Origin of the sequence: Azospirillum sp. TSO22-1 (genome assembly GCF_003116015.1) — a bacterium.
GTDB lineage: Bacteria > Pseudomonadota > Alphaproteobacteria > Azospirillales > Azospirillaceae > Azospirillum.
Genome location: NZ_LGQZ01000096.1, coordinates 1 through 16,135 on the forward strand (window position 1 = coordinate 1; position 16,135 = coordinate 16,135).

At 67.2% G+C, this 16,135-nt stretch carries 15 protein-coding genes and 1 pseudogene; 12 read left to right on the forward strand and 4 right to left on the reverse strand.

All coding sequences use genetic code 11. The features are described from left to right. Positions 1-178: pseudogene (locus tag TSO221_RS23520) on the reverse strand (CopG family transcriptional regulator); the annotation flags it as partial. A 135-nt stretch (positions 179-313) separates the two neighbouring features. Next, on the reverse strand, positions 314-898 hold the full coding sequence (locus tag TSO221_RS23525; RefSeq protein ID WP_109120955.1) for a DUF1003 domain-containing protein: 585 nt from the start codon (positions 896-898) through the stop codon (positions 314-316). 374 nt (positions 899-1,272) lie between these two features. On the opposite strand from TSO221_RS23525, the gene TSO221_RS23530 reads away from it, so the two are divergent. Continuing rightward, complete coding sequence (locus TSO221_RS23530) at positions 1,273-1,461, forward strand: hypothetical protein (protein ID WP_109120956.1); 189 nt, start codon at positions 1,273-1,275, stop codon at positions 1,459-1,461. Positions 1,462-1,542: 81 nt separating this feature from the next. Here the strand turns inward: TSO221_RS23530 and TSO221_RS23535 are convergent, their stop codons facing one another. Continuing rightward, positions 1,543-3,357: an SLC13 family permease gene (locus TSO221_RS23535; RefSeq protein WP_247878206.1), complete on the reverse strand. Its 1,815-nt coding sequence runs from the start codon at positions 3,355-3,357 to the stop codon at positions 1,543-1,545. Between the two features lie 578 nt (positions 3,358-3,935). Between TSO221_RS23535 and TSO221_RS23540 the strand changes: the two genes are divergently transcribed. From TSO221_RS23540 to TSO221_RS23580, 9 genes are all read left to right on the forward strand, one after another. Further along, positions 3,936-8,528: a chemotaxis protein CheB gene (locus TSO221_RS23540; RefSeq protein ID WP_247878207.1), complete on the forward strand. Its 4,593-nt coding sequence runs from the start codon at positions 3,936-3,938 to the stop codon at positions 8,526-8,528. 15 nt (positions 8,529-8,543) lie between these two features. Continuing rightward, positions 8,544-9,473 (forward strand): LysR family transcriptional regulator, encoded by a 930-nt coding sequence (locus TSO221_RS23545; protein WP_109120957.1) that lies wholly within the window; start codon positions 8,544-8,546, stop codon positions 9,471-9,473. Positions 9,474-9,689: 216 nt separating this feature from the next. Then, positions 9,690-10,103 (forward strand): DUF2382 domain-containing protein, encoded by a 414-nt coding sequence (locus tag TSO221_RS23550; RefSeq protein ID WP_109120958.1) that lies wholly within the window; start codon positions 9,690-9,692, stop codon positions 10,101-10,103. A 57-nt stretch (positions 10,104-10,160) separates the two neighbouring features. Next, the gene (locus TSO221_RS23555) at positions 10,161-10,973 is read left to right on the forward strand and encodes a YsnF/AvaK domain-containing protein (protein ID WP_109120959.1); all 813 of its coding nucleotides are present in this window, start codon (positions 10,161-10,163) and stop codon (positions 10,971-10,973) included. A 64-nt stretch (positions 10,974-11,037) separates the two neighbouring features. Then, positions 11,038-11,973 carry a hypothetical protein gene (locus TSO221_RS23560; RefSeq protein ID WP_109120960.1) on the forward strand — a complete coding sequence of 312 codons (936 nt, stop codon included), beginning with the start codon at positions 11,038-11,040 and terminating at the stop codon, positions 11,971-11,973. Between the two features lie 401 nt (positions 11,974-12,374). After that, positions 12,375-12,953, forward strand: a complete 579-nt coding sequence (locus TSO221_RS23565) for a phasin family protein (protein WP_158284194.1) — start codon at positions 12,375-12,377, stop codon at positions 12,951-12,953. 67 nt (positions 12,954-13,020) lie between these two features. Beyond that, entirely contained in the window at positions 13,021-13,419 is a 399-nt protein-coding gene (locus TSO221_RS23570) for a DUF2382 domain-containing protein (RefSeq protein WP_247878208.1), read from the forward strand. A gap of 34 nt (positions 13,420-13,453) precedes the next feature. Then, positions 13,454-14,173, forward strand: coding sequence for a YsnF/AvaK domain-containing protein (locus TSO221_RS23575; protein WP_109120967.1), 720 nt, complete (start codon positions 13,454-13,456; stop codon positions 14,171-14,173). A 465-nt stretch (positions 14,174-14,638) separates the two neighbouring features. After that, complete coding sequence (locus TSO221_RS23580; RefSeq protein WP_109120963.1) at positions 14,639-14,902, forward strand: hypothetical protein; 264 nt, start codon at positions 14,639-14,641, stop codon at positions 14,900-14,902. A gap of 106 nt (positions 14,903-15,008) precedes the next feature. Here the strand turns inward: TSO221_RS23580 and TSO221_RS23585 are convergent, their stop codons facing one another. Then, entirely contained in the window at positions 15,009-15,602 is a 594-nt protein-coding gene (locus tag TSO221_RS23585) for an exopolysaccharide biosynthesis protein (protein WP_109120964.1), read from the reverse strand. 99 nt (positions 15,603-15,701) lie between these two features. Between TSO221_RS23585 and TSO221_RS35605 the strand changes: the two genes are divergently transcribed. Then, positions 15,702-15,857 (forward strand): hypothetical protein, encoded by a 156-nt coding sequence (locus tag TSO221_RS35605; protein ID WP_158284195.1) that lies wholly within the window; start codon positions 15,702-15,704, stop codon positions 15,855-15,857. 81 nt (positions 15,858-15,938) lie between these two features. Then, positions 15,939-16,135: alpha/beta hydrolase (locus TSO221_RS23590; RefSeq protein WP_199229596.1), on the forward strand; the 197-nt coding region annotated here is incomplete at its 3' end.

Genomic DNA, 16,135 nt, shown 5'->3' on the forward strand with positions numbered 1-16,135 from the left:
CGTCGCCGTGGCGGTCGATCTGGTTGCGGATGGCGGTGCGGATGAAGTCGGTGCGGTTCGCGTAGAACCCTTCCTGCACCAGCAGGTCGATGTGGCCGAGGTCGACGTAGCCGAGGTTGATCGTGATCTTCTCGCTGTCGCCGGGCTTTGGCCTCAGGTCCCGTGCGTTGTCGGCCATCTCACTGCCATCCCTTCACCATCCAACTGGATGGTAAATGGGAATGCGCGCGAACCGTTCAAGGGGCACGCGGCGGCGCTGATTTCGGTGATCCACGGCCCGGTGAGCTGACCCCGGTTGCGCCTCGGTGCCGGCTCAAGGGGCTGGAACGCTCGAGCCACGCGCCGTATCGGCCTTGGCCTCCATGGCACGCCGCAGCAGGATTACCTGCTCCTTCTGCTCGTCGAGCAGGCCGATTATGGCGTCGATCCTCAGGTGATCCAGCTTTTCATGGAGCCGCATGATCTCCACCTCGGCCTTCAGGTTCACCTCGTAGTCGAGACCATCGGCAAGCCGGTCCTTCGCCGCCTGCCGGTTCTGCGACATCATGATCACGGGAGCCTGGAGGGCCGCGAGCATGGACAGGATCAGGTTCAGGAACACATAGGGATAGGGATCGAACTGATCGCCGAAGCGGATCAGGATCCCGGAATTGATGATCGTCCAGGTGACGATGAGCAGGCCAAACCCGCTCACGAACGCCCATGAGCCACCAATCGCCGCCACCTTGTCGGCCAGCCGGTCGCCGAAGGTCAGCTTCTCCTCGAAAGCGTGGCTGACGTTCTGCGCGACATGGTGGCGTCTGGCGATGTGGGAAATCACCTTCCGCTCCCGGTCGTTGAGGGAATCATAGCCGGTGCTCAAGAATTCCTCAGCAAGGTGGCGCAGCTCCTCGTCCATGACGCAATCCTTCCGTTTCTCGCCCTCGCTACCGAACGTAGCTTGCGGAACAGAGGAGGCAATATCGTCATGTGTACGTCTGTGCAGCGGTGAACGGATTGCAGGAACACCATATGGCATTTACCGGCATGTCATTTATGAGTGACCTGATGCCGAAGCATGAACTCCGGTTCGACTGTGGCGGTCGAGTTCGCCATCGACGCTCCTGTGCTCGATGGCGAACTCGACCACGAGCTTCCGTGGCGCGGCCTCTCCCTCGGCGAAGCCGATGGGCTTCCATGTCAACCGCCGGGGCCGTCGAGCCCCCCCTGCAAGCCAGCACCGAGCCTTCACCTGCCGCGTGGCGACCGGCCCCTGTCAACAGGAGATCCGACATGATGAAGCGCATCTACGACTTTACTATCGACCCGGCGGGGACCGGCTGGATGGTGATCGAACTCGGCACCGGAAAGGTGGCTTGCCTCAATGGCTTTCCGCAAGACCGCCTCAGCTTGAACGAGGCTGATGATATGGCGGCGCTTCTCAACAGGGTCGAAGAAAACCCGCTCCCAATTCTGGATTAGACCTGAGCATCGAGCGCGTCGGTCCTGGCCAGCCGCCCGGTGGCGCGCGCCAAATCGCGGACCCGGCGCGGGTTGACGTCATTACCTCAGCCCCCAGACCAGCGGGATGAGTGCGGACCCGACGGCAACGATGATCACCGAGAGTGGCAGGCCAAGCCGCCAATAATCGCCGAAGCGGTAACCACCGGGTCCCATGACCAGCGTGTTGCACTGGTGCCCGATCGGAGTCAGGAAATCGCAAGCGGCACCGACGGCCACGGCCATCAGCAAGGGATCGGCGTTCATGCCGAGCCGTTGCGCCAGGCTCGCCGCGATCGGCGCCATGATCAGCGCCGTTGCCGCGTTGTTGAGGAAGGGCGTCAGGATCATTGCCGTCACCAGGACGAGCGTGACCACCCCGGTCGGCGGCAGGATTCCAGCGATCGCGGCGAGCCCTTCGGCGACCAGATCCGCCGTGCCCGTGCGGCCGATCGCATCGCTGATCGGAATCAGGCAGGCGAGCAGAACCAGGATCGGCAGTTCGATCGCCTCATACGCCTCCTGCAAGGTCAGGACACCGAACAGCACGATCAGCACAGCGGCTCCGAAGAAGGCTGCCGGCACGGGAACCAGGTTAAGCGCCACCGAACCCATGGCGAGCACCAGCAACACGAGCGGCAGGTACTCCTGGCGGCGGCGCTCCAGCCCCGTCGCCCGATCGACGAGCGGCAGGCAGCCGAGGCCGCGCAGGGTCTCCGGCATGGCTTCGACACTTCCCGCCAGGACGAGGACGTCGCCGGCCTGGAAGAGGAGATTGCGCAGCCGGGTTGCGATGCGGTCGCCGTGCCGGCTGATGCCGAGGAGGTTCACGCCGTGCCTCTGGCGCAGCCCCAGTTCCGCCGGGGAGGCGGCGATCAGAGGCGAGTTCGTCATCACCACGGCCTCGACCACACCGATGCCGCTGGCCGGCAGGCCCTTGGTCAATCCTTTGCCGGCCCCTTCGAGGTGCAGGCCCGCGTCGCTCAGGATCGCTTTCAGGGCATGGGGGTCGCTTTGCAGGACGAGGATGTCGTCGGCGAACAGGATCCAGTTCCCGGCGGGAACGTAGCGCCTGTCCGCCTCGCGAACGATAGCGATCACGCTGATGCCGCCCTCGCCGAGGGCTTCCAGGTCGGCCACCGTTTTTCCAACCAGGGGTGACATGGCCGGCAGGCGCACCTCCGAAAGGTAGGGCTCGATGTCGAAAGCCGCTGCCGGCGTCGCCGCTCCCTGGCGGCGGCCAGGCAAAAGCCGCCAGCCGACCACCAGGAAGGCAAAACCGGCCGCCAGGATCCCGAGGCCGACTGGCGCAAAGTCGAACATGGCGAACGGCTTGCCGGTGAGGTCGGCACGCACGCGCGAGACGAGGATGTTGGGGGACGTGCCGATCAAGGTCACGAGGCCGCCGATCAGCGACCCGAACGCCATCGGCATGAGGAGGCTGGAGGCCGGGGTGCCGCTGCGCCGGGCAACCTGGATGGCGATCGGCAGGAAGATCGCCAAGGCACCGATGTTCTTCATAAAGGCGGACAGGACCGCGACGCTGCCTGTCAGCACCGCCACCCGCATCCCGGTCGTCCGCATGCGGGGCTCCAGGTTCCTGACGGTCCGCCCGATCACGCCCGACTTGCCCACCCCCGCGCTTATCACGAGCGCCGAAGCGACGATCACCACCACAGGATCACTGAACCCGGCAAAGGCCCGATCCGGCGGGACGACACCGCACGCCGTCGCCACGAGGAGCCCGAGCAGCGCGGCCAGATCGTAGCGCAGCCGGTTCCAGACGAACAACGCCACCAGCCCGATGAGGATCGTGACGGCCAGAGCTTGGTCAAGTGTCAGAGGTGACCTCGATGCGTTGGAAGCGGTTGCGGGCACGATCCTGTGAGCCGATGGTGCTTGCGATGTTGCTGGCCGTCGTGCCGCAAAGGTGACTGAAGGAGACAGTCAGCACCTCAACACTCCGCAACGGAGAGCGTGCCACCGCCGGCCATATCACCGTACAGTTCGGGAGCAGCGGGGGCACGCCAAGCGTTCACCGAGGCGAGGGCTGGAGCGGCCACCGGGCCGAACGGCGGCGGCCGCGCTTCGCATCCTGTTTTCCATAGGGGCGGTGGCCGCTTCTGCGGTTCGTGAAGAAGCTCGGTGTCGATTTGGGAGCGACCATTGAAATCTTCGGAACCGGCGGGTCACCGGGAGGCGTTTTGTGGATCAGGAAATGGCCCCCATATAAGTTGAACGGCGCAACTGAAATGCGACGTGTGCACGCTGTGGCGCATCGTTGACTTTTCCCGCGAAGGCGTGCCGAATTGGGTTGCCCTTGCGATGTTGGTGCTTTGGATTTCTCCCGCCGGCTTGGGTGCTGACAACAAGCGAAAGCGCAGTCCGAGCCGCGAAACGGAAACGCACGACGTCGAAGTTTCGGGGCGCGAGCCCCGCTCGGCGGATTTGAGGGCATGATGACCGCCTCCACCGACACCACCGGCCGGGACGACGCGCAATCGGATCCTGGGAAGCGGGTGCCCTCGGGACGCCAGGACGGTCCGGTGGCGGTGATCGGGATCGGCGCGTCGGCCGGCGGGCTGAAGGCCATCACCGCCTTTCTGGAGGCCGTGCCGGCGGACAGCGGCCTCGCCCTGGTGGTGCTGCAGCACCGCACGCCGAACCACGAATGGCTGATGGTGGACCTGCTGTCCAAGGCTGCGCCGCTGCCGGTCCGCGCCGCCGAGGACGGGATGCCGGTCGAGGCGGATCACATCTACGTCGCCCCGGCGGGCAAGATGCTGTCCATGGCGCGGGACCGCTTCGTCGTCGCCGATCCGGCGGAGGACAGGGCGGCCCTGCCGATCGACATCTTCTTCCGCTCCCTGGCCGCCGAGTGGCAGCAGCACGCCATCTGCGTCGTGCTGTCCGGGTCGGGAGCCGACGGTACGCTCGGGCTGATGGCCGTCAAGGAGGGCGGCGGCCTGGTCGTCGTCCAGGACCCCGCGACGGCGGCGTTCGACGGCATGCCGCGCAGCGCCATCGCGACCGGTCTGGCCGACTACGTGCTGGCGCCGGAGCGGATGGCCGAGGCGCTGCTCCGCTATGTCCGCCAGCCGTACGTCCGCGCCGGCGCCGACGAGGAAACCGCCTTCGGCGGCGAGGACATCGACCACATCCTCGAACTGATGCAGGCGCGCAGCCGCCACGACTACCGGGCCTACAAGACGCGCACGCTGGTCCGCCGCATCGAGCGGCGGATGGGCATTCACCAGATCGACAGCATGCGCCAATACCGCGACTTCCTGGGAACCCATCCCGGCGAGGTCGAACAGCTGGCGCGCGACATCCTGATCAGCGTCACCCGCTTCTTCCGTGACCCGGAAGCCTTCGCCATCCTCGACGAGGCGGTCCTCACCCCCCTGGCGCGCGACCGCGGCGGGGAGCGGCCGATCCGCGTCTGGGTCCCCGGCTGCGCCACCGGCGAGGAGGTCTACTCCATCGCCATGCTGCTGATGGAAGCCTGCGCCTCGGCGAACCGGGCCTGCGACATCAAGGTGTTCGGCACCGACATCGACGTGCACGCGCTGGACGTCGCACGGACCGGAGTCTATCCGGAAACCATCGCGGTCGACATTTCGGCGCAACGGCTGGCCCGCTTCTTCACCCGTGTCGATGCCGGCTACAAGGTGAGCCGGGTGCTGCGGGAGGCGGTCACCTTCGCCGTTCAGAACATGATCAGCGATCCCCCCTTCTCCACTCTCGACCTGATCAGTTGCCGCAACGTCCTGATCTACATCGACCCGGCGGTCCAGCGGTCGATCATCGAGCTGTTCCACTTCGGCCTGGGGGACGGCGGCGCCCTGTTCCTGGGATCGGCCGAGACCATCGGCGCCCGCACCGACCTGTTCGCGCCGCTGTCCAAGAAGTGGCGCCTGTACCGCAAGCTCGGCGCCGGCCGCCGGCCCCGCCCGACCCTGCCGGCGGTCGTCGGTGCGCCCGCGGGAACCCTCCCGGTGTCGCTCGTCACCGCCCGGATCAGCCCGGCCGAGATCACCCGGCACGCGCTGCTGCTCGCCTACGCGCCCGCCGCCGTGCTGATCGACCAGCAGCACCGGATCCTCTATCTGTATGGCCCGACCGGCGACTTCCTCGACCTGCCGACCGGGGAAATGCCGCAGGACCTGACGGCCATGATGCGCGGCGACCTGCGCCTGAAGGTGCGCGGCGCCGTGAAGCGGGTCCTGTCGTCGGGGCAGCGCGTGATCGTCACCGGCGTCCGCCAGACACGGGGCGGCACGCCGTCCATGGTCACCGTCACCGTGGCTCCGGTCCGCCCACCGCAGGCGAAGGAGGACCTGCTGCTGGTGACCTTCGTCCGGGAAGCGGCGGTGGAATCGGCGCTGCCGGCCGTCGGCGGGCCAGCCGACGATCTGCAGGCGTCGGCCGAAACCTCAGCCGTCGAACAGCTCGAACACGAGCTGCGGGTGACGCGCGAGGACCTGAGCGCCACCATCCTGGAGCTGGAGGCGTCGAACGAAGCCCTGCGCGCGGCCAACGAGGAAATCCTGTCGATCAACGAGGAGCTGCAATCCTCCAACGAGGAGATGGAGACCTCGAAGGAGGAACTGCAGTCGCTGAACGAGGAACTCGGCACGCTCAACAGCCAGCTTCACGAGAAGGTCGACGAGTTGGAGGCCACGACCAACGACCTGACCAATCTGCTGACCAGCACCGAGATCGCGACCCTCTTCCTGTCGCCCGACCTGAAGATCAAGCGCTTCACGGCGCCGGCGACGCGCCTGTTCTCGCTCATCCCGACGGACATCGGGCGGCCGATCACCGACGTGTCGCGCCATTTCAGCGATCCGGACCTGATGGCCGACATCCGCACCGTCCTTGACACCCTGTCGCCCCTGGAGCGCGAGGTGAAGACCGAGAGCGGCAGCACGCTGCTGCGCCGCGTTCATCCGTACCGCACGCAGGACAACCGGATCGAGGGGAGCGTCGTCACCTTCAGCGACGTCACGGCGCTGAAGCGCAGCGCCGCCGTCCTCGCCGAGCGGGCCCGGCAGCAGAAGCTGGTCGCCGATCTGGGCCGCCGGGCGCTGACCGGCGAGACCCCCGACGCCTTCCTGCAAGCGGCGTCCGCTCTCGTCGCCGAGACGTTCGGCGCCGACTGCGTCGGCATCTTCGTCCCGTCCGGAGACGCCGGGGGGGTGAGGCTGCTGGAGGGCTGCGGCTGGGACCAGCCCGGAGGGGATTTCCACGACATGCCGGGCGGTCCGTCGACACACCTCGGACAGGTCCTGTGGTCGCGGCAAGCCCTGGTCGTCGGCGACTTCGCCGCCGACCGGCGCGTGCCCGGCGGTCCTCCCGTCCCCGGAATCGCGAGCGGAATCGGGGTCGCCTTCGGCGGGGAGGGTGCGACCGGGCCGGCCGTCCTGGCGCTGTACAGCCGGCAGCCGGGGCGGTTCGGCGACGACGACCTCGAATTCGTGCAGGCGGTCGCCACCGTCCTGGGCCTCGCCATGGAGCGGGCGGCCATCCAGGACAAGGTCCGGGCGGCCCGCGACTTCGCCGAGGCCATCGTCGACACCGTGCGCGAACCGTTGCTTGTGCTCGACGCCGGCCTGGCGGTGCAAGCCGCCAGCCAGGCCTATTACCATATGTTCGCCACCACGCCGGAGGCGACGCTGGGGCACCCGCTGGGCGATCTTGCCGACGGGGTCTTCCGGGACGCCGCGCTGGACGGGCGCCTGACGGCGATGATCGCCGGCGGCCCCACCATCGAGGCGCTGGAGATCGACGCCGGGCACGACGTCGAGGGGCCGCGCGCGTTGCAGATCAACGCCCGCCCGCTGAGCCGCTCGGAGCGCCCGCTGATCCTTCTGGGCATCGAGGACGTCACCGAACGCAACCGTGCCCGGCAGGCGCTGGCCGCCGCCAAGGCGATGGCGGAACAGGCGAGCGCCGGCAAGACCCGCTTCCTGGCCGCCGCCAGCCACGACCTGCGGCAGCCCGTCCAGGCGGCGGTGCTGTTCCACCACCTGCTCGCCAGCCAGGATCTCCCGCCGGCGTCGGCCAAGCTGCTGACCAGCCTGGGCAACACCCTGAACGCGTTGCATTTGATGCTCGAAGAGATCCTGCACGTGTCGCGTCTCGACGCCGGCGTGGTCGAGGTCAAGCCGAAGCCGTTCCGGCTGTGCACGCTCATCGGCCGTCTGGTCGAGGAGTTCGGGCCGCTTGCCAACGCCGCGGGGCTGACGCTGCGTTCGGTCGACACCGGCGTCACGGTTCACAGCGATCCGAAGCTGTTGGGCCGCATCCTCCAGAACCTCCTCGCCAACGCCGTGAAGTACACGGACAGCGGGCGCATCCTCATCGGATGCCGTCATGTCCCTGGGGCGGTGCGCATCCAGGTCTGGGACACCGGGCGGGGGATTCCCCAGGGGCAGCTCAAGGCGATCTTCGAGGAGTTCCACCAGGTCGACAATCTGGGGCGCGACCGCCGCCAGGGGCTTGGCCTTGGCCTGTCGATCGTGGACCGGCTCGCCATGCTGCTTCACCACCCGATCGGCGTGCGGTCCACGCCGGGCAAGGGGTCGGTCTTCGAGATCGTCGTCCCCGTCGCCGAGGACGCCCAGGCGGTTGAGGATCCCTCCATCGAACCGGCGCTCGACGGAGCCGGGCGGCGCGTGCTGGTGATCGACGATGATCCCGTGGTGCTCGACAGCATCCGGCAGTACCTCGCAGAGCACGGATTCGACGTGTCTGCGGCGGTGGATCGGGAGACGGCGGTGGCGCTGTTCACCCCACAGCGACCGCCGCAGCTGGTCATCGCCGACTACCGTCTCGCGGGTGAGGAAACCGGGGCGGAGGTCATCCGGCGCCTGAGGAGTGCCTTCGGGATCGCCGTGCCCGGCATCATCCTGACCGGCGACACCTCCCCGGAGCGGATCCGGGAGGCCAGCCGCAGCGGCTTTTCGCTGCTACACAAACCGATCGCCCCGCCGGACCTCTCGGCGGCCGTGCGAAGCGCACTGGCAGACGGCGCGGTTCCCTGACGGCCCGGCGGACCCATGCTCGATTGGGACGATCTGAGGTTCTTTCTGGCCCTGGCGCGCACCGGCAGCCTTTCGGCGGCGGCCCGGGATCTGCGGGTTGCCCAATCGACGGTCGGCCGCCGGCTGGCCTCGCTGGAGGCGAGCCTCGGCGTTCGGCTGCTGAACCGCACGCCCGACGGCTATCTGCCAACCCCGGCCGGCGCGGAGGTCCGCGTTCAGGCGGAGAGGCTCGAAGCGGAGGCGCTGACCCTGGAACGCAACGTCGGCGGGCGGGACACCCGTCTGGCCGGCCTGGTTCGCGTCACCTGCGCCGAGACCGTCGCCAGCCAGATCCTGGCGCCCTGCGTCGCGGCGCTGCACGCGGAGCACCCCGAGATGATGGTCGAGCTGATCTCCAGCCCGCGCGAACTCAGCCTCGCCATGCGCGAAGCGGACATCTCCGTGCGCCTGACGCGCTCGGATCTGCACGACCTCGTCGTCCGCAAGATCGGCAGCCTGGACTTCGGGCTCTACGGGGGGCCGGCCTACCTGGATCGCCACGGTGAGCCGGACTACGAAGCCGGCTGTCCCGGCCACCACCTGATCACGCAGACCGGCGACATCCAGGACGCGGCGCAGATCGACTGGCTGGCCGACCTGGCCCCCCGCGCCCGTGTCGCGCTGCAGACCAACAGCCACGAAGCCGCGGTGCTGGCTGCCGCGCAGGGCGGCGGGCTCGCCTGCCTGGCGCGGTTCCGGGCCGATCGGGAAAGCGGGTTGACGCGCCTGACGGTCCCGTCGCCGCCTCCGGGCGCCGGGATCTGGCTCGTCGTGCATCGCGACAACCGCCATACGCCCCGGATCAGAACCGTCCTGACCCATATCGGTGGCCACATTCAAAATCTTGCCAAGACACTGTCTCCGGACGTGGTGGGAAAGTCTTCTGGTGGGAAGCCGAACCGATAGTACGAAAAACCACCCGATTCTCCGGTGTCAGCGGCAGTGCGGATTTGCATAGCCGCTCACCGTAATTGGACGTGCTGGATAAAACAACTTCCCTGACTGGGGCCTGTTTCTTCTCACGTTGCTGCCGAAGGTTCGCGTTCGAGCGAATGAACCCAGACGTCAAGGCTGTGTCGGCCGCCGCGCGACTCCCTCATCATCGTTTTACAGGGCCTTTGCATGCCGTCTGCCCTCACCCCGCTCTGCGGCCCGGTGCTGCCTCTTCACACCGAGGAGGTGGTGGTCGCACGCCGCAACACCGCCGGCGATACGGTTCGGGTCGCCATCGTCACACGCGAACACGAGCGGCTGGTGGACGAGGAACTGACCCATGAGCGGGTCGAAATTGACCGCGTGGTCGTCGGCCGGGTGGTCGATGCCGTGCCGCCCATCCGCGAGGACGGCGACCTGACGATCATTCCCGTCGTGGAGGAAGAGGTCGTCGTCGTCGTCGAACGCCGGCTCGTCCTGCGCGAGGAAATCCACATGCGGCGGGTCCGCGTCACCGAGCGTCACCGGGAAACGGTGACGGTGCGCCGTCAGGATGCCGAGATCAGCCGTGTCCGGCCGGATCAGCGGGACGACGCCGGCTGACGGGCATCGTGCCGGCCCTAGAGCAAGCCCAATTCCCCCTTCCCAGGAGAAACAGACATGACCGACGAAACCATCGTCGCCATTTACGACACGAACGCCCAAGCCGACGCGGCCGTCCGCGACCTCATGGCGGCCCGCGTTCCGGCGGATGCCATCAGCCGGCATGCCGGCAAGGCACCGGGAACCGCCACACCGGCCCCAGCCCCGGAGATGGGCTTCTGGGCCAGCCTGTTCGGCGGCGAACCGGATCACGACGACGCGGTCTATGACCGCAGCCTGGAAAACGGCTCGACCGTCGTGGCCGTGAGGGCTTCGGGGCAGAACGCCGCGATGGTGACCGAAATCCTGGAGACGCACGACCCGGTCGATATCGACGAGCGGGCGTCCGGCTACGGGCTGTCGGGGACGACCACCTCCACGGCGATGCCGATCACGGCCGCACCGGTGACGACCACTCGGGAAGGCGCCGCCGCAATGGCCGCGTCCAACGAGGGCGGCAGCATCCCGCTGTCCGAAGAGCAACTGCACGTCGGCAAGCGTTCGGTGAATCGGGGGACGACCCGTGTTCGCCGCTTCGTGGTCGAAACGCCGGTCGAGGAGCAGGTCAGCCTGCGCGACGAGACGGTGACGGTCGAGCGCCGCGCGGCGACCGGCCGCCAGCCGGTCACGGATGCGGACTTCACCGAGAAGACGGTCGAGATGACCGAGGTTGACGAGGAGGCGGTGGTCGGCAAGAGCGCCCGCGTCACCGAGGAAGTGGTTCTGCGCAAGGACGCGACGGACCGCGTCGAGACGGTGCGGGACACCGTGCGCCGCGAGGATGTCGAGATCGAGAAGCTCCCGGCCGCGCCGTCCGTCGCCAAGACCTGACCCCCTGTCACCGCGCGTTCGGGGTGCCGTCAGGGGCCCCGAACGCTCCTATCCGGAGCGACCCATGTCAACGGACACCTACGCCGCCCCGCCGCTTCGCGGATCGGGCGTGCTCGAGACCACCGCCACCACGACAAGCGGGGGCGCGCACATCCACCGCCGCATCTCGTGGGCGGCGATCTTCGGGGGTGTGATCCTCGCCCTCGCCATCCAACTCGTGCTCAGCCTGCTGGGTGCCGGCATCGGCCTGGGCACGGTCGAGACCAACGCGGGAAGCACCCCCAGCGCCAGCAGCCTCGGCATCGGCGCGGGCATCTGGTGGGTCGTCAGCAGCTGCCTCGCCCTTGCCGCCGGCGGCTATGTCGCGGCCTGGCTGGCCGGTGTCGAGATCCGGTTTGATGGGCTCCTGCACGGCTTGGTCACCTGGGGCATCGCCACCCTCGTGACGTTCTGGCTGCTGACCTCGGCCATCGGCGGCATCATCGGTGGCGGCTTCTCGGCCCTGGGCAGCGTGACCTCGGCGGCGGGCAGCGGCCTCAGCGACGCGGCCAAGCCGATCGCCCAAGCGGCGGGAGTGTCCCCCGACACGCTTCGGCAGCTGGCCGAGGCGTACCTGCAGCCGGCCACCCCCGATCCGGCGACGATGAGCCCGCAGGACGCCCAGAAGGCGATCGCGACCGATCTGGTCACCTATGCGGGCGGTGGCGGCGAGGCTGCGGCGGCCAAGGAGCGGATCATCGCCGTCATGGCGATCCAGATGAAGGTCGACCACGACGAGGCCGCCCGGCGTTTCGACGACGGTCAGGCCAAGCTGCAGCAGACCCGTGACAAGGCCGTGCAGACCGCCAAGGATACGGCGGACGCCAGCGCATCGGCGGCGTCCCGGACATCCTTCGCCGGCTTTGCCGTCCTGCTGTTCGGCGCCGTCGCCGCGGCGGTCGGCGGTTCCCTGGCCGTGCAACGCCGGCTACGGGTGGTGGCCCAGCGCGTCGTTCGATAACCGGCGATCAGCGGCTGGCCGGCCCATGGCGGGTTGGCCAGCCGCTGACCCCAAATTCGCTGGCCCGAAATCACCGACCAGAGCCCGATCTCACATTCGCCGAACGCCGCAGGTGGCGGGGTTATTCCCTTACGAACCGGCTCGTCAATGATGATTCCTCAATTATCTCCTCGCTATCTGAAGATACTATTAAGTACGCCGCCCTCTTGTCTGGGTAAATTTCCGTGATCAGCAGCGACTTCGTCGCCATTATAATAAATACCATCGTCGGTTTAACCAGGATTCGCCGGATTTATATTTTCTTCTATCTTGAATTACTGCAGCGCAACATAATATGAATACAAGAAGCCCAGGACGAGCACACCGCTCCCTGGCCACCCAATCAGTCAATGGAGATGATTATGGCCGATGGCACGCCCCCGGTTCGCACGATCCGCAGCGCCAGCGATGAGGCAGCGGCAAAGACAGAGAGTTCCAAGACTCACACCATCCAGAGCGCCAGCGGTGAACGGGCGACCAAGGCCGCCAGTCATGATGCCAGACAACCTCACGACCACTCGGCCCGGCCGTTCGATAGAATGGCGGCACAAGCCGGCCGTGACTTCGTCGAACAGGCAACGAGTTGGCCAGCTCAGCAATTCGGCACTGGTGGCGAACTGGCCGGCCGCACCGTCCAGGGCATCACCCGCCAGACCGACCAGAACCTCACACTGGCCATGGAACTCGGCAACGTCATGGCTTCGAGCTATGAGGCCGCGTGCTCCGAGATCGTCAAGCACATGCAGCAAGCGGCCCAACGTCAGAACGAGATGCTGAACGACATGCTTCGTGCACGCAGCCCGAGCGACGTCCTGCTCGCCGGAAACCGGTATCTGCTTGGCGGTCTGCAGGCCTTCTTCGACACCAGCGCCCGCATCGCCCAGGCCTCGGCCCATACGGCAGACGAGGCGGGTCAGAAGCGGATCCGGCGCGCTGCCTGATGCGACCGGCATCCACCCGGCCATCCGGACGGCGATGCCCTCCCGATGTAGCGGCAGGAGGACCTCTGTGAAAGCATCCGAGACCGAGCGGCACACGCTTCCGGTGGTCGAGGAGCAGGTGACCATCCACAAACGCAAGCGGGTCACAGAAGCGCTTCAGGCCCACACCGTCACCCATGAGCATGAGCAGCCGATCGACGCCGACTTGTCGGTGCAGGCGATCGAAATCGAGCGGATCCCGTGCGACCGGTTTGTCGATCGCCCGATCCCCGACCGCCAGGAGGGTGACACGACCATCATCTCGGTCATCGAGGAGGTCGCAACCCTGGAGGTGCGGCTGAAGCTGGTGGAGGAGGTGCGGATCACCCGCCGCACCGAAACCCGCAGGGTCAGCGACGCGGTCACGGTTCGCCGCCAGGAAGTCATCGTCGAACGGGAGCAATCCCCGCCCGATACCGAGGCCTGATCGGCCTCTACACCAGATCTCAATGGAGAACATCATGAGCACGATTGTCATTGGACTGTACAAGGAGCCGCGCGCCGCCAGGAAGGCCTTCCAGGCCCTCGTTGCGGCCGGTTGCCAGGAGAAGGACATCGACACCTTCAACGGGGCCGGCGACGCCGGCAAGGCAACGCAGGAGTTGCTGAATCACGGCTTCGCGAAGGCCGTTGCGCAGCGATACGGCGCCGCCGTCAAGCAGGGCCATGCCCTGGTCGCGGCCGACATCGCCGATCAGGATGCGGATGCCGCGGAGGCCATTCTTGACGAGAACGGCGCCATCGACCTGCCCAATACCGCCGCCCAGCAGCCGAAAACGGCTCGCGGGACGGTCGTCGAGGAGGAGGCCGTTCCCGTGGTCGAGGAGGAGGTGGAGATCGGCAAGCGTCGGATCAGCAAGGGCGGGATGCGGGTAACGACGGAAGTCACCGAGACGCCGGTCCGGGAGACCGTCCGGCTGCGCGAGGAGAAGGTGGACGTCGAGCACCACAAGGCCGACCGGGCTCTCAGCCACCGTGAGGCGGAAGCCGCGTTCGAGGAAAAGAGCCTCGAGATGACGGCCACCTCCGAGACGCCGAAGGTGACCAAGGAGGCCCGCGTGGTCGAGGAGGTCGTGCTGTCCAAAAAGGCGGCTGAACACGAGAAAACCGTGGAAGCCTCAGCACGGCGCACCGATGTGAAGGTCGAGCCCATCGGCGACCGCCCCGGCACCAAGCGCTAACCGCGGCCAAGCGAAGGCCTGCTCCTTAAAGGGGGCAGGCGGCTTGGGGCTGCCACCCAGGATGATCTTATTCGGTGCGTGGCGCGCTTCTTCGGTGCGTGGCGCGCTTCCGACCCTGTCCGCAACAATAAAGCTGCATGGTCTGAATATCCATGCCCCGTGTGAGCGGAATTCCGTTGCCGTGCTCATATGAATCGTGATGCGGCAACTTGTAAGAATTTTCGCCGCCGCAGATTAGGAGGGCGCGATGGTTGACGTTTTGACCGAGATCCTTCCGCGTGGACCCCACGGAATGACCGAGCTTCCGGACAAGGTCGCGACGGGTGCCGGTGTCCCGGCGGCTCCCGCGGGCGATCGACGGGCCGAATCCGACGACGATCGGTCATGGAATGACGCCGTGTCTGAAGGCTGGCCCTCGTCCCCCCCTGCATCGCTCCCGATGGATAGAGCCCGAGGAGACGTCTGATGTTCTCACGCACCAGCACCAAAACGGTGACGTTCTCGCACCCCTTCGTGTTGACGGGGATCGACGGCGTGCAGCCGGCGGGAACCTACACGGTCGACACCGACGAAGAACTGGTCGATGGCTTGTCCTTTCCGGTCTACCGGCGCGTCGCGACGGTGATCCTGCTGCCGGCGCCCGCCGGCGGTACGGTCCTCGTCCAGGCCGCCACGATCGATCCCCTGGAATTGGAGCGGGCTGAACAGGCCGACGCAGCCATCGTATAGATGGCGCCGCCGGCACGGCGTACGGACAGGGCCGCCGGCCGGCCCGCTGATCTCCGGACCCCGTTGGCCGCTGGCGATGTTCCGGCTCGTTCGAGAACAGAGGCCTCTACAGGACGCTTGGCAGCCAGCCGACGGCGCTCATCGTCTCCCAGGCGGCCCCCAGGGCGATGGCGGACAGCAAGAGGGTTCCGGCCAGCGCGGCGCAGAGCAGCGCGCCGTCTTCCTCCAGGTAGGCGAAGGCGATCAGGACAACGAGGAGGGCAGGGGGAAGGTTGCTCAGGGGGACGGGGATGAGAAGGCTCGCGCCAAGCAGCAGGACGACACCGCCGACCGCCCGTTTGGTTGCCACGAACGGTGTGGCCCAGCGCGGCCGGATAAACCGTTCCAGATACCGCAACACCGGAACGGTCCGGCGGATGATCGCGGTGAGCCGCCGGGTTTCGACGTGACGGGTGGCTATGCGGCGGGGGAACACGGGGCCGGGATGATCCAGGATCATCTGGAACGCAACGATGGCAAGCAGCACGCCGGCCATGGCCGATACGCCCGGAAGCACGCCGAGGAGCGCCAGGAGAAGGAGGATGACGCCGAAAGAACGGTGGCCAAGCCTCGCGATGAGCCAGTCCAGCGTGACGTGCTCCGCGGGTGCTTCCCCGAGAATCCCGTTCAGCACCACGGACGTGGGCACGCGCGTGATCATGACAAGGCACCCTGAGGCGGTTGAGCGGTTCGGAGGCGGAACCAGTTGGCCGGCTCGGGAGGGTGAAACACGTGGTCCGGGTCATGGGCGGGGGATGCCATGAACCAGTCGCAGATGGGCCTGTTCATCGCCGCCGCCTCGGTCATCGCGCTTTCCGTTACCCTATACCGGCGCGGCCGCCTCAGCGAGGCTGGTTTGACCGGCGTGCTGATCGGCATCGCCGCCGTGGTGGCGTGGATGCTCGCCGGTCGGTGACGAACCTCCTCCGCAAGGCCGGAGGGAAACGCCCATGCGGCTGAGGGCCTTGGGTAAAACGAACAACCACCGGCAATGTTGATGTCGAGGAGCGTCCTCACCCGCATGGCGCGGGCGGCGCACAGCTGGTACCTGCGCAACACCTACGTCGAGAACAACCTGATCGTTCCGGGCAAGGTCAGGCTCAAGGGCGAGCCCATCGACCTCGGGCGCATCCCGCAGGACGTCTACGCGGTCGGCGCGGAGAAGGACCACATCGTGCCCTGGGATGCCGCGTG